Below are 12,578 nucleotides of genomic sequence, written 5' to 3'. Positions count from 1 at the left end.
CGGAGGTGCCCAATGACCAACCCCAAAGACCTCAAAACCATCGGCCTCACTCCCTTCTCCTACCACGCCAACGAACCGCTCTTCCGCATCAACGCCGGCGTCCCGGTGATCGAAGCCCTGTCCCACGCCTCCGATCTGCTCCACGTAGCCAAACTGCTCGCATCAGACGCCGCCATGGTTCGCGACACCGACCGGCATGCCTGGGCATCGCATTATTTGCAGGATATGAGCAAGGCGATCATCGATGATGTGGTGAAGGTGCTCGATGCACCGTGTAACAACCAAGCCACTAACGCCGTAACCTGATCTAAATCGCACGCATAAAAAAGCCCCGAATCAATCGGGGCTTTTTGCATCAATGAGAGGGCGTTGGCATATGCCTTGTGCGCAAAAACGAATCCACGTGCATAAAAACGATCATTAAATGGGCCTTTTGCACAAAAACGATCACAACCTTAAGCGTTATCGACGCTCACCGTTTCCACAGTGATCTGCTTCAGCGCATAAAACGGCGCAAGCGCTGCCTCATCCGCCGTAGCACCGGTAATCAACCGCCACTCCCGCTCAATCGGCGTCCAATGCTGTTGCCTTGCACGCCCCAGCTTGTCAGTGTCAGCAAGCACAACAATCTGCGCCGCTCGCTTGATGATGCATTCCTTGAGATAAGCCTGCTGCGCACTCGCCTCACACAACCCAAACTCCGCCACCACGCCATCTGCACCCAGAAAAGCCTTGTCGACACTCAACCGGCTCAACGTCAGCTCCGCCAACGGCCCCAACGTGCTCATGCTCGAACCGCGCAAATCGCCGCCGATTAATGTCAGGCGCACGCCCGGCGCATTGGCCAGGGTCATTACGGCCAGCAGGTTATTGGTCACCACATGCACGTCTTGTCGCGAGCACAGGTGATGGGCCAGCGCGGCGCACGTGGTGCCGCCGTCGAGCAGGACGGTATCGCCGTCCTGGACGTGTGCCGCCGCCGCCAGGGCGATGGCGTCTTTTTGTTCCCACTGGGACGTTTTGCGTTCTTCGAGCGAGGCTTCCGGCTCATGTACGCCGATCACCGCAGTCGCGCCGCCATAGGTGCGCACCAGGTGCCGTTGTTTGGCGAGCATGGTCAGGTCGCGCCGCACTGTGGCTTCCGAGACTCCGAGCGCCGCGCTCAATTGCTCGACGTTGGCATCGCCAATGCGTACGAGATCGAGGATGGCGCGGTGGCGTTCGGAGGCTTTCATGGCGGGTCTCGTTGTGTGGACGGTGGTCGATCTTACACGACCGCGCCCCTGCGCCTCATCCCCGTCGCGTGGCAAGCTCGGCGCCCTGGCGCAGTGCTTCGAGCAGGCTGCGTTCATCGGCGATGCCTTTGCCGGCGATATCAAATGCAGTGCCGTGGTCGACCGAGGTGCGGATCACGTCCAGACCCACGGTGACGTTTACGCCCGCTTCCAGGCCGAGCACTTTGACCGGACCGTGGCCCTGGTCGTGATACATCGCCACCACCAGATCGAAGTCGCCGCGTCCGGCGCGGAAGAACAGCGTGTCGGCAGGCAATGGGCCGGTGACGTCGAGGCCGCGTTCCTGCAACAGCTTCACCGCCGGGATGATTTTTTCTTCTTCTTCGCCATAACCGAACAAGCCGTTTTCACCGGCATGCGGATTGATCCCGCACACGCCGATGCGCGGCTTGGCGATGCCAGCCTTGATCAGTGTCTCGTTACCGCGCTCGATGGTGCGCTGGACCAGGCCCGGCTCGATCTTGCGGATCGCATCGATGATGCCGATGTGCGTGGTCACGTGAATAACGCGCAGTTGCGGCGCCACGAGCATCATCGAGACTTCGTCGACGTTGGTCAGGTGCGCGAGCATTTCGGTGTGGCCGGGGTATTTGTGGCCGCCAGCGTGCAGCGCTTCCTTGTTCAGCGGCGCGGTGCAGATCGCATCGATCTGGCCAGCCTCGGCCAGTTGCACGGCACGGGCGATGTATTGATAAGCGGCGTCGCCGGCGATGGGCGACAGCACGCCGAACGGCAGGTCGTCGGGAATCAGGTCGAGGTCGATGCAGTCAATGGTGCCGGCTTCGTACAAGGCTTGGGAGGCGTCTTCGATGCGGCGCACTTTGGCGCTGCCGCCGACAATGACGTTGGCTTGTTCGAGGCGACGGGCATCGCCGATCACCAGTGGCCGGCATTGTTGGTAGACGATGTCATGAGTGAGGCTCTTGACGATGATTTCCGGACCGACACCGGTGGCGTCGCCCATGGTGATGCCGATGACAGGCAGGTAGTTAGTCATAGTGTTCATTGGAGTCCTTGGATTCGTGTGCGTGTGGGCGGGGAGCGATCGGCGCAGTCGCTCAAGTGTTGCCATGCCGCATACAAGGCGTGATCGGTGCCAAACGCGCCTGCCTTGGTAACGATGCCGGGACGATGCCCCTGCCGGGAAACGGTCGGGCGGGCGAAGGCGACGCCGGCTTCGATTTCCGTTAGCAGTTGCAGGCTGTCGATGCCGACAGTGGTCAATATTGCTCGCGCGGTTTCGCCGCCGGTGGCGATCAGGCCGCCGACCTTGGCGAAGTGCGGTTCGACCAACACGGCGAGCATGCTCGAAAGTTGCGCCCCCTCTTGGGGATCGAACGCTTCATCGCGGCCGATGCGCAACAGCAGATCACTCCAGCCGTCCAGTTGTTCGCCGATGCGCGATTGCCACATCGACCAATCGCTGTGAGTTGTGCCTTGGCGAAGGACTTCAGGCGGGACAACCAATTCGCTGACGCCGCCACGTTCTTTGAGCAGCGCGCACTGACGCTCGCAGACACCGGAAAGGCTGCCGACGAGAATCAGGATCGGCGCCTGGCTTTTTTCCAGGGCTGCGGGTTCGACGGCCGTGAACCGTGCTTCGGAAAAGTCCGGAAGACTGGCGATTTCCCGTGCCAGGCCACCCGAACCGATCCAGAACAGCGGTTGATCCATCGATGCGGTCAGGCGAGCGAGAGTCAGCAGGTCGTCTTCTGTTTGTGCGTCGACGATCAATGCTTGCGTGCCGCTGCGAGCGACTTCGGCAATGTGGCGGGTCAAGGCGTTTTCATCGCCGCGCAGCGTATCGAGGTTCAGTTTCGCTGTGCTCAGGCCGGCAGCGACCAGCATCGCTTCGACATCGGCCGGACGGTCGGCGTTTTCCAGTTTCCAGGTATCGGTCGTCTCCAGCGGCTGACCGTTCACAAACACCCGGCCACCGAGCAACGTACGTCCGGTAGCAGGAAACGCCGGGGCAACGATAGCCAGGCCCGCCAACGGTTGCAGGGCGGCGACTTCAGCCGCCCAATTGCCGCGCAGCGTCGAATCGATTTTTTTGTACAGCCGTTGCCCGGGTTGATGCAGCACTTTGAACGCGGCGACGGTACGTTCGGCGGCCCGCGCCGGTGAAAGGCGCCGGGTGTCCGTGTCGGCGGCAATCACTTGGGCGTCAGCCTTGTCATTCAAGGGGTCGAGGGTGACGACGGTTTCCATCCCCATGCTGGCAAAGCCGATGGCGCAATCCGCTGCGCCGGACAGATCGTCGGCGATGATCAGCAGCCTCATCGCAAGATCTCCTGCTTTGGTTCGAGCGCGGGATCGGGGATGACGACAGACTTGCGCTGCTGCACGCGCTTGGCGACGGCGGCGGTGAGCAGCGGAGCGAGAATCGCGGTGACCACGACGCAGGCGGCCACCAGAATGGTCGCGCTCTTGGCGGCTTCGGCGTACACCGGATTGGCTGCGGCGATCAGCGCGGGCACGGCGGCCGCGTTCCCGGCGGTAGTGGCTGCGGCAACACCGGCGACGCCCGTGCCACCGGTCAGGCGGTCAGCGAAGAACAGCGGGATACCGGTCACTACGACCACCGCTACGCCCATGCCCAGACCCAGCAAACCGGCCTGCCAGACATTATGCAGATCCAGGCTGGCGCCCAATGCCAGGGCGAAGAACGGAATCATGACCGGAACGGCCTTGGCCAGGAAATCGCGCATGTCACGGTCGAGATTGCCCAACAGCATGCCGAAGGCAAGCGGCAGGATACTGCCCACCAGCGTCGGCCACGGGAACGCCGACAGGCCGGCGATACCCAGGGTGACCATCGTCAGAAAGGGCCCGGACTCCAGCGACATCACCGAATAGGCGCCGACGTCTTCGGATCGACCGTATTGCCCCATCAGCGCCATGTACAAGCCGCCGTTGGTGTCGTTCATCGCGGCAACCACCGCCAGGGTCGATACACCGGCGAAGAGGCCCGACGAAATCGGCTGCTCGCCCAAAAAGTGCCCAAGCACAATACCAATCAGGACGGCGATGCCGACCTTCGTCGCCAACAACGTGCCGCCCTTCTTGAGCAGGTAAGGCGTGGCTTTGATATTGATGCTCGCGCCCATGCAGACATAGAACACCGCGAGGATAGGTAATGCCCCGGTGAACAGTGCATTGGTGAAAGAGCCGAAAAACTTTGGTGTGTCGGGAAGGAAGGTAGCCACCAGCGAACCGATCAGCAGCGGGACAATCATCATGCCGCCAGGGATGCGTTCTATGGTGCGCTTGATAGGGATCTGGGCCACGAGGGTCTCCTTTTATAATTGTTTGGTAAGACGTTTGTCACCTCGAAACTGACTGAACCGATCATTTCATGATTGATTCAGTCAAATTTATCTTAGGCCCTGGTTACAAATTGCGCAAATCAATCATTCAAATGATCGTTTTGATCATTTGTGGAAGGACTGATGTGACAGGCTGCTCATTCCCTCCCTTTATAGGAAGCGCATTGAAACAAGCATCATCGATACAGAGAATCGACCCAAGAGCGCGAAACCGACTGCCTTCAGGTGGCGAAAGTCGGCGTTAGGGACCCCGTTGATGACCTGAATATCAGCGCTAGGGTGAGACCTCTTTGAAAAGCAGCCTTTAGGGCTGCTTTTTTATTGGCGAAAAAAAGCCCCAAATCAGTCGGGGCTTTTTCTGTATGTTGCCAGCGTCATCTACAAGGACGCTGTAAACGCCTGGAGCGCTCTACTTGAATAGCTCTGAATGACTTCCGAGATCAACAAATGTGATCAGGTCGGAACGTGTGTGCTCATAGATCATCAAGAAATCACCGCCAATATGACATTCTCGGAAACCGATCCAATCACCCGTCAAAGCATGGTCAAGGTACTCGGGAGGTAAAGCCTCCCCCAGAAACAGCATGATCATCACTTGCCGGACCTCATTCATATCACGACGTGCAGCTCGCTTGTAACGTTCCCACGACTTCTTAAATACCGATGTTTGTGCACATTGTTTAGGTAGTTCAGCGCGCTTTTGCTTGTTCGCCGGTTTCGCCATCAGCATCCCTCAGCATTTCGTCTATCGAATCGAACTGCTGGCGAATATTTCGTGCTTCCATCATGGCGCGGGCTGTCTTCTCCGACGGGACGCGTACCTCAAAAGGGAGCCCCTGAGTCGCAACAACCTGACGGAGAAAGAGACGCATGGCATCACTGATGCTCAGGCCGCACGCGCTCAAGACTTCAGTTGCACGCATCTTCAAATCCTCATCAATGCGGCAACGCACATCAGTGGTTTTCAGCAATACACCCATAAAACGTCCTCACCGTGATTTTGTAGCTACATTGGCGCTACCTCTGCATTGTGGTCGAGCGTACCGTTTTCGGTCAATGTCGAGTTGATAAGCGGAGTTATAGACTGGATTGTCATGTGCTATTTCAGCTGTTTCCGCAGACGCTAACTATCAGTTCGATCCCCATTTTTTTAGAGATACGTCCGAAGACAACGCAGGAAATAATCCCCAGCGCTGTGAGTTTCGAACCCCAAAAAAAATGCCCAAACCTCTCGGTCCGAGCATTTTTTTGACCCTGATCACCCACCCTTCCCGAAAAACCCCGACTCTATGTCAGCCTCCAGCCATCGGACGCAGAATCATTTCGCTACTAAACTCGGGACAAGCGTGTTCATGTGCAGGATTATAGCCAGCACGTATCGCCCAACCGGCGGTCAGGTACTCAACAATAGCCAGCCCACATTAGAGGGCATTACCCAATGGATAGCAGAACCCTACGCAACCTTATGCGCATTGTTCAAACCGGCTCCTTGTCGGCGGCGGCAGAGCATTCGTGTTTAACCGTGCAGGCATTGGCTGCACAGTTGAACAAGGTCGAAGAACAGTTTGGTTTCAGGTTATTTCGTCGCTCCAACAAGGGATTGACCTTGACCACGCAAGGCACGGAACTCACGCCTTATATGGACAAGGTGTTGGTTGCCACGCGGCAACTTGAGGAAAAAGTGGCGGCGTTGAAGGTGCCTGGGCAGCGCACGCTCAAGGTGGCGCTGAACACCACGCTGTCGGGAGACTTCAATCGACGCATGATCGGACGCCTGATCGAGGTGTTTCCCGACTATCAGCTGGAATTCAGCTACGCCGAGTCGATGGAGAACCTCAGCAAGCTGAAGAACGAAGACTTCGACCTGGCCGTATTGATCGGCCCGCAGCAGCCGGGGTTGCCGAGCATTATCCTGCCCGAGGTCCAAGTGCAGGTTGTCGGTGCGCATTGCGGTCAGGAAAATGACCCGCTGGTCTTGCTTGGCAACAAGTTTCAGGTGCGTCCGGCAGACGATTGTCCGTATTCCCACAGCTTCTTGCGCTTTCTCGACGCCGGTCTTGGCAATTACGAGTCGGGCAAGCGGATGGTCTATTCCTGCAGCGAAACCCTGACATTGTCGTTGATTACGCAAATGGATGGCCTCGGCATGGTCTCGCGTGATGCAGCCCAACGTAACGGCTTGACCATTTTCCCCGGTTTCGAGGATGCCCTCGAAGTTCGGCTGGCGATCAATAACCCTGAGTTGTCGGGCCAGGCCTTGCACGATGTGGTCGACCTGCCGCTACATGAACGAGCCGAGCGCAATGTACGCAGCCGTTCCCAGCGCAACGGAGAGAAAGAGGTTTTTGCTGAAATACGCACATAACAACGTCGGAATCGCGGCATAAAATTCCGGGCGATCGAGCTGCACGTGCTGATCCTTGATCAACAACGGCGTAACGCTGATTGCAGCGACGATCGCCACCGGCAGGTATTCCAGCGCCCGGGCGACGAAGGGCGGCCAATGATCGGTGTTCACTTGCAGCGGCAGTGCGCGTGGCAAGAAGGTCACCGCCATCATCAGCGCGACGACCAGAATCAGGAACGTTTGGTCAGGCATACGCCCACTCCACAGCCGACGAAAGTGGCGGTAAACACGTTAAACGGCGAACTGCCTACCAGGCTCAGCGCGCCCATGCAGGCGACGGAGGCCAGTGCAGCGATGAGTTTGTTGCGCGTATTGCACAGCGATACCAGCACGTAGAGCATCATCGCGGTCAACGCGTAGTCGAGCTGATATTTGATCAAGTGCGCCGCGTACTGTGCGCAAATCGCTCCCAGCAAACCGCCGAGCACCCACGAGGTGTGGCAATACAGATTGAAACCGATCAGGTAACGCACGTTGACCGGCGCGCCCTTGCCCAGTTTGACGCTGTGGAAAGCGAACGATTCATCGGTCAGCCCGCCCGCGTAACACCAGCGCTCAAGCCGGCTGAGCCCCATCGCCTGCAACGCCTTGGCCATGTAGACCGACATCAGCATGTGCCGCGCGTTGATCAGAAACGTGGTGAGGATGATGGTGGTCAGCGAAGCACCACTGGAAATCAGTGCCAGGGCGGCGAACTGCGAAGCGCCGGCGTAGACAAACAGGCACATGGCAACGGGAAGCCACACGGGCAACCCGGCATTCACCGCCATCAAACCGAAGACAAACGACACCGTGAAGTAACCCGCAACCACAGGGCTTGCTTCGGCGAAGGTGCGCGAAGCGTGCGGCTCGACCATCAGCGGCGGGCTGCTGGACGTCTCATTCATAGGTCCCTCTCAAATGTTCTTTCGCCGCGCGGTTCGCAAAAACCCTGGGCACTCCAAAAGCGTTGGCCGGCAAGGTTGGCATCGTCGACAAACAGGAACATGCGCAGCACGCCCACGCGTTTCATGTCGGCCGAGGCGGCTTCGACCAGTCGTTGACCAACGCCCTGGCTGCGATACTCGGGGCTCACTGCCAAGTGATTGATCGTGCCGCGACTGCCGAGCATTCCGCCCAGCACCGCGCCGACGATTTCGCCACTGACATCCAGTGCGATAAATGCGGTGGTGGTCTTCTGCACCAGCACACCGCGCAGGCATTTGGCGTCCTGCCATTCACAGAAAGAGATTTCTTCGAATTGCCGAAAGAAGCGTTCCAGGCGCTGTGCATCCTTTGCCGTGGTGCGCCGCAGCATCACCGGTGCAGGGCACTCGGCGAGGCTGGTCACGGTGTTGTACTGTTCAGCGAACAATGTCGAAAGCGGTCCCGGGCCGCGAGAAAGAGATCGCCAGAATCTGCCGGTACGCCATGTCGTGAGAATGGGTATTGCGGGCAGGGGTCACGTAGTGACGCATGTCGCGATCGAGAAAGTAGGTGGTGTCGAGGATTTCCTGATAAGTCGTCGAGGCCAGGTGCTCTTGATTATCGGTGTCGTACAAACGGCTCTCTGCGCCGTCAACGTTATTGCGTCCCCAGAAGTGCACGCCGCTGAACGGATAACCGTCGCAGTGAATCCCTTCCGGGGTGATTTCCACTTGTTTGCCTGGCTTGATCTCGATGCGGATCTGATGAATCTGGCATTGCCAGATTTCATCGTGCAACTCCGGCGGCAAGACGTTTTTGTACACCTCGAAATCCGTATCGATCAGGCTGCGCATCACCGGCGAATTAATGATTTCTTCGGAGAAGTCCTGGAAGTGCCGAACCATTCCGCCAACGTAGCTGTTGTTGGCTTTGGACTGGATATAGGCGCGGTGCTCAAGTTGCTTCAGGTCGCGGGTGACCGGGTTGTATTCAAAATCGCTGTAGCGGCGATAGCGCATGCCCGCCTCGGACTGACCGTAGTAGCTGTCCGGCTCCATGTTTTCCCAACTTCTGGTCAGTCTGACGAAATCATTGAAATGACCGTAAAGATTGAAGTCAGCACCCCGGACATTGGCATATTTGTCACGCCGTAGAAATTCGCCCACTTCTTTGTTCAAAACGATCATTTTAAAAATCTCCGTGCATTTAGCTGCTTAATCTAGAGAGCACAGGATTTACGTCCATGAGAAAGAATTTGAGGCATATCAAGCGCTGCTTGAAACGGAGCATGACGTTGCTCGAATTCGACTTTTCATGATCGAAAATGGCCGTTTTATGCGTTTTTCGACGGTTCTCAGTCAAAAAAAACCCCGAACCAGTCGGGGTTTTTTGAGTGAAAAACTCAATCGATCATCAGAAGATGTTGATCGGGTAATCCACGAATACACGCACTTCATTACCGCTGACGTTGTACTCGCTGGATTTCTGCGACACGCGCAGGATCGAGCTGCGCAGTTTCACGCTCAGGTCTTTGGCCGGACCGCTCTGAACGACGTACTTGAACTGGTTGAAGATTTCGCGCTCGGTGCCACCGTCGCTGGTGGAGGTGGTGATGTTGTCACCGCGCACGTAGGCGACGTTATAGCTCAACCCTGGAACACCGAAGGTGCCAAAGTCCAGGCCGTAGCCCAGTTGCCAGCTGCGTTCGTCTTCGGCGTTGAAGTCGGACCAGTAGGAGTTCGCCAGCAAGATCGTATTGCCACCGTCGCCGATGCGGCCTTGATCTTTCTGGTAACCGCCATACGGGTAGCCCAGGTTGCTGTCGCCGGTGCTGCGCTGGTGAGCGAGCGTGAACGAGTGCGGGCCGGTGACGAAGGTCGCTGCCAGGCTCCAGATCTTGTTGTCGTCACCGGTCGCGCCGCTCTCGCGGACGTAGGAATCGTCCAGCTTGGTGCGGTAGCCGTTGAAGTCCAGGGTCAGGGATTGATCCTTGTCGATCGGGAACACGTAGTTGGCGTTCACGTATTGCTTCTTCAGCACGTCTTCGACATCGGAGGCGTACAGCGCAGCCTTGAACTGTTCGGTGAACTGGTAGCTGCCGCCCAACACGTTGATCGACTTCAGGCCACCGCTGTCGCGGCCTTCAGCGCTTTTGCGCGATTCGGCGGTGAAGCGACCGGCGTTCAGCTCCAGGCCTTTGATCTCCCGGGAGGTGATCAATGTGCCGGTGTAGCTTTCCGGCAACAGGCGCGAGTTGTCGTAGTTCAGAAGCGGCAGGACCGGCATCTGGTCGCCGTAGGTCAGCGTGGTGCTGGAGAGACGGAATTTGACCGCAGCGCCACCCTTGGACAGGTCGTCAGCGGCGTTACCGCTGTCGCCCTTTTTAAAGAAATCGATACCTTGAGCGCCGGTGCGACCTTTGCCGCCATCCAGGCGCAGCGCGTACAGACCGAAAGCGTCCACACCCACACCGACGGTGCCTTGGGTGAAGCCGGACGAGAACGTGCCGATGGCCGCTTGGCCCCACTCGGCTTTGTCCGCACGACCGTCTTTGTAGTCACGATTGATGTAGGCATTGCGCAGCAGCACATTGAGGCTGCTGTCTTCAACGAAGCCCTTGGATTGGGACTGATTGTCCGCCAAGGCCTGTGTAGCGCTCAACATCCCCAGAGCGATCAGGCTGATTCGCTTGTTCAACATTTTGTTTTTTTTCCTTAAGACCGATTGATACGCGCTGTGTCGAACGGCTGAAACGGCGCTATCGCACTCTTTTTTTACCCCAAAACAAAAAGGCCGCCCACGAGTAAATCGGGGCGGCCTTTTTATTGTTTTGTCAGTCATGGCGGTTAGCCACAGGCGTTGGGCGCGATCGTAGCCGCGCCTCGAACACTGTGTCAATTTGATGAATGGCCTATAGACGGCCACCTGCAGACTCTAAATATCGCTGATCCGGCGCGGCCAGAAATACCGAGTTCACTCCCACAAAGTAATCTGCGGTGATCACTAAAAACCTTCGCCCATAAAAAAGCGCCGCCTTCCCGGCAGCGCTTTTAGCAATCCTTTGTTTATTCTTCTTATCCTTCCATCACATCCCACAACGCGTCCAGTTCTGCCTCGCTGAATAAACCAGCAGGGTAGCGCTCGATCATCATCCGGCGCGGATCAGGTTTTCTGATCTGACGCGTTCCATTGGACTTCAACCAGTGCGCCAGAACCTGGAGCGATTCGCTATTAATTGCCAGGGGATGCAACGCCCGCTCGCTCACTACGTTCATTTCGGCGTTCATTTCAGCGCTCTCTCCTGGTTCGTGAGCGGCTAACTTATCCAAGGTTTATGACAGAACATCGCAGTTCTCCCCCTCCCTGTTTCACATCGTGGGAGATACAAGAGCTGTGCCAATGTTTCTGAGGTGTCGACAAGTGGATACAAAGAAGCCCGCAGTTCCTTTCGGGCTGCGGGCTTGCTGATGAACGCCGTTGCTTAAGCTGTCTGTGAGCGGTTTTTCAATCGACTCAAGCTGTTACAACCCCACTCACTCCTTGTGCGGTGCTGGTTGTTGTTGGGTAAGGCAGTGGATGTTACCGCCGCCCAGTAACAGTTCGCGGCCCGGTACCATCACCACCTCGTGCTGCGGGAACAGCGTCTGCAAGATTTCCTTGGCCGGACCGTCCATCGGATCATCAAAACTCGGCGCGATGATGCCGCCGTTGACGATCAGGAAGTTCACGTAGGAGCCAGCCAGACGGACGCTCGGATTGCGTTCCTGAGTGCCGTCCACCGGATCGACACCGGCGCACTCTTCCTCGGTCGCGTACAGCGGACCCGGAATCGGCATTTTGTGCACCGTAAATGGGCGCCCCTTGGCGTCGGTGCTGCTTTCCAGCACCTTCATCGCGGCCTGGCAGCGCGAGTAGTTCGGGTCTTGCGGGTCATCGGTCCAGGCCAGCAATACTTCGCCTGGGCGCACGTAGCAGCAGAAGTTATCCACATGACCGTCGGTTTCGTCATTGAACAAACCGTCCGGCAGCCAGATGATTTTATCCACAGCCAGATTCGCGCTGAGCACCGCTTCGATCTCTGCACGGTTCATGTGCGGGTTGCGATTGCGGTTGAGCAGGCATTCTTCGGTGGTGATCAAGGTGCCTTCACCGTCGACGTGAATCGAACCGCCTTCGAGCACAAAACCCTCGGTGCGATAGCGCGGGCTGCGTTCGATCTCAAGGATCTTGCCGCCCACTTGCGAGTCGCGATTCCACGGCGAATACAAGCCGCCGTCAAAACCGCCCCACGCGTTGAAGTCCCAGTTCACGCCACGGACTTCGCCACTGTTATTGATGACGAAGGTCGGGCCGGTGTCGCGAACCCAGGCATCGTCGCTGGACATTTCGACCACGCGAATATTCGGCACGTCGAGACGGGCGCGAGCGTTTTCGTACTGGCCGGCGGAAACCGCCACGGTCACCGGCTCGAAGCGCGCGATGGCCTTGGCCACCGCCACGTGAGCGGCTTGCGCGGGTTTGCCACCCAGGCGCCAGTTGTCCGGGCGCTCGGGCCAGACCATCCAGGTCTGGGTTTGCGCTGCCCACTCGGCGGGCATGTAGAAGCCGTCGGCGCGAGGGGTGCTGTTTAAAGTGGTCATG

Annotated in this window: 15 protein-coding genes; 2 read left to right on the top strand and 13 right to left on the bottom strand. The window is 57.8% G+C overall.

The annotated features are described in order from the left end of the window. The first annotated feature begins 12 nt into the window (after positions 1 to 12). Positions 13 to 306 (top strand): DUF3077 domain-containing protein, encoded by a 294-nt coding sequence (locus K5K95_RS10290; protein WP_222589359.1) that lies wholly within the window; start codon positions 13 to 15, stop codon positions 304 to 306. A 149-nt stretch (positions 307 to 455) separates the two neighbouring features. Here K5K95_RS10290 and K5K95_RS10285 read toward each other — a convergent pair whose 3' ends face one another. The 6 genes from K5K95_RS10285 to K5K95_RS10260 form a co-directional block, all read right to left on the bottom strand. After that, positions 456 to 1,235 (bottom strand): DeoR/GlpR family DNA-binding transcription regulator, encoded by a 780-nt coding sequence (locus K5K95_RS10285; RefSeq protein WP_222589358.1) that lies wholly within the window; start codon positions 1,233 to 1,235, stop codon positions 456 to 458. Between the two features lie 55 nt (positions 1,236 to 1,290). Further along, entirely contained in the window at positions 1,291 to 2,292 is a 1,002-nt protein-coding gene (gene pdxA, locus K5K95_RS10280; protein WP_222590323.1) for a 4-hydroxythreonine-4-phosphate dehydrogenase PdxA, read from the bottom strand. Between the two features lie 5 nt (positions 2,293 to 2,297). After that, positions 2,298 to 3,578, bottom strand: coding sequence for a four-carbon acid sugar kinase family protein (locus tag K5K95_RS10275; protein ID WP_222589357.1), 1,281 nt, complete (start codon positions 3,576 to 3,578; stop codon positions 2,298 to 2,300). Further along, positions 3,575 to 4,585: a 2-keto-3-deoxygluconate permease gene (locus K5K95_RS10270; RefSeq protein WP_310504659.1), complete on the bottom strand. Its 1,011-nt coding sequence runs from the start codon at positions 4,583 to 4,585 to the stop codon at positions 3,575 to 3,577. Before K5K95_RS10270 ends, K5K95_RS10275 begins: the two co-directional genes overlap by 4 nt. Before the next feature lie 448 nt (positions 4,586 to 5,033). After that, positions 5,034 to 5,348, bottom strand: coding sequence for a type II toxin-antitoxin system YafQ family toxin (locus K5K95_RS10265; RefSeq protein ID WP_222590321.1), 315 nt, complete (start codon positions 5,346 to 5,348; stop codon positions 5,034 to 5,036). Further along, positions 5,314 to 5,604 (bottom strand): type II toxin-antitoxin system RelB/DinJ family antitoxin, encoded by a 291-nt coding sequence (locus K5K95_RS10260; RefSeq protein ID WP_090176867.1) that lies wholly within the window; start codon positions 5,602 to 5,604, stop codon positions 5,314 to 5,316. The genes K5K95_RS10265 and K5K95_RS10260 overlap by 35 nt, the downstream gene beginning before the upstream one ends. A 458-nt stretch (positions 5,605 to 6,062) precedes the next feature. Here K5K95_RS10260 and K5K95_RS10255 point away from each other — a divergent pair, with 458 nt between their 5' ends. Beyond that, positions 6,063 to 6,989: a LysR family transcriptional regulator gene (locus K5K95_RS10255; RefSeq protein ID WP_090176870.1), complete on the top strand. Its 927-nt coding sequence runs from the start codon at positions 6,063 to 6,065 to the stop codon at positions 6,987 to 6,989. Here K5K95_RS10255 and K5K95_RS10250 read toward each other — a convergent pair. The 7 genes from K5K95_RS10250 to aguA all read right to left on the bottom strand — a co-directional run bounded on the left by K5K95_RS10250 (position 6,906) and on the right by aguA (position 12,577). Continuing rightward, entirely contained in the window at positions 6,906 to 7,223 is a 318-nt protein-coding gene (locus K5K95_RS10250) for an AzlD domain-containing protein (RefSeq protein WP_222589356.1), read from the bottom strand. The two genes, K5K95_RS10255 and K5K95_RS10250, sit on opposite strands and share 84 nt — an antisense overlap. Further along, entirely contained in the window at positions 7,202 to 7,918 is a 717-nt protein-coding gene (locus tag K5K95_RS10245; protein ID WP_222589355.1) for an AzlC family ABC transporter permease, read from the bottom strand. Before K5K95_RS10245 ends, K5K95_RS10250 begins: the two co-directional genes overlap by 22 nt. Continuing rightward, entirely contained in the window at positions 7,915 to 8,328 is a 414-nt protein-coding gene (locus K5K95_RS10240; protein ID WP_222590320.1) for a GNAT family N-acetyltransferase, read from the bottom strand. The genes K5K95_RS10245 and K5K95_RS10240 overlap by 4 nt, the downstream gene beginning before the upstream one ends. Before the next feature lie 46 nt (positions 8,329 to 8,374). Beyond that, complete coding sequence (locus tag K5K95_RS10235) at positions 8,375 to 9,124, bottom strand: 2OG-Fe dioxygenase family protein (protein WP_222589354.1); 750 nt, start codon at positions 9,122 to 9,124, stop codon at positions 8,375 to 8,377. Between the two features lie 226 nt (positions 9,125 to 9,350). Then, positions 9,351 to 10,637, bottom strand: coding sequence for an OprD family porin (locus K5K95_RS10230; protein ID WP_222589353.1), 1,287 nt, complete (start codon positions 10,635 to 10,637; stop codon positions 9,351 to 9,353). 374 nt (positions 10,638 to 11,011) lie between these two features. Next, positions 11,012 to 11,224: a hypothetical protein gene (locus K5K95_RS10225; protein ID WP_222589352.1), complete on the bottom strand. Its 213-nt coding sequence runs from the start codon at positions 11,222 to 11,224 to the stop codon at positions 11,012 to 11,014. A gap of 246 nt (positions 11,225 to 11,470) precedes the next feature. After that, positions 11,471 to 12,577, bottom strand: coding sequence for an agmatine deiminase (gene aguA / locus K5K95_RS10220; RefSeq protein WP_222589351.1), 1,107 nt, complete (start codon positions 12,575 to 12,577; stop codon positions 11,471 to 11,473). Between the last annotated feature and the right edge of the window lies 1 nt (position 12,578).

Origin of the sequence: Pseudomonas sp. DR48 (genome assembly GCF_019823085.1) — a bacterium.
Classification (GTDB): Bacteria; Pseudomonadota; Gammaproteobacteria; order Pseudomonadales; family Pseudomonadaceae; genus Aquipseudomonas.
Note: the sequence above shows the minus strand (reverse complement) of the source record. Positions and strands in the feature narration are given on the sequence as shown.

Bases quoted from the DNA above. Each gene is read 5' to 3' on its own strand.
- K5K95_RS10250 (WP_222589356.1), bottom strand. From the start codon at position 7,223: ATGCCTGACCAAACGTTCCTGATTCTGGTCGTCGCGCTGATGATGGCG.
- K5K95_RS10265 (WP_222590321.1), bottom strand. From the start codon at position 5,348: ATGGCGAAACCGGCGAACAAGCAAAAGCGCGCTGAACTACCTAAACAA.
- K5K95_RS10235 (WP_222589354.1), bottom strand. From the start codon at position 9,124: ATGATCGTTTTGAACAAAGAAGTGGGCGAATTTCTACGGCGTGACAAA.
- K5K95_RS10260 (WP_090176867.1), bottom strand. From the start codon at position 5,604: ATGGGTGTATTGCTGAAAACCACTGATGTGCGTTGCCGCATTGATGAG.
- aguA (WP_222589351.1), bottom strand. From the start codon at position 12,577: ATGACCACTTTAAACAGCACCCCTCGCGCCGACGGCTTCTACATGCCC.
- K5K95_RS10245 (WP_222589355.1), bottom strand. From the start codon at position 7,918: ATGAATGAGACGTCCAGCAGCCCGCCGCTGATGGTCGAGCCGCACGCT.
- pdxA (WP_222590323.1), bottom strand. From the start codon at position 2,292: ATGACTAACTACCTGCCTGTCATCGGCATCACCATGGGCGACGCCACC.
- K5K95_RS10240 (WP_222590320.1), bottom strand. From the start codon at position 8,328: ATGCTGCGGCGCACCACGGCAAAGGATGCACAGCGCCTGGAACGCTTC.
- K5K95_RS10290 (WP_222589359.1), top strand. From the start codon at position 13: ATGACCAACCCCAAAGACCTCAAAACCATCGGCCTCACTCCCTTCTCC.
- K5K95_RS10255 (WP_090176870.1), top strand. From the start codon at position 6,063: ATGGATAGCAGAACCCTACGCAACCTTATGCGCATTGTTCAAACCGGC.
- K5K95_RS10230 (WP_222589353.1), bottom strand. From the start codon at position 10,637: ATGTTGAACAAGCGAATCAGCCTGATCGCTCTGGGGATGTTGAGCGCT.
- K5K95_RS10285 (WP_222589358.1), bottom strand. From the start codon at position 1,235: ATGAAAGCCTCCGAACGCCACCGCGCCATCCTCGATCTCGTACGCATT.
- K5K95_RS10275 (WP_222589357.1), bottom strand. From the start codon at position 3,578: ATGAGGCTGCTGATCATCGCCGACGATCTGTCCGGCGCAGCGGATTGC.
- K5K95_RS10225 (WP_222589352.1), bottom strand. From the start codon at position 11,224: ATGAACGCCGAAATGAACGTAGTGAGCGAGCGGGCGTTGCATCCCCTG.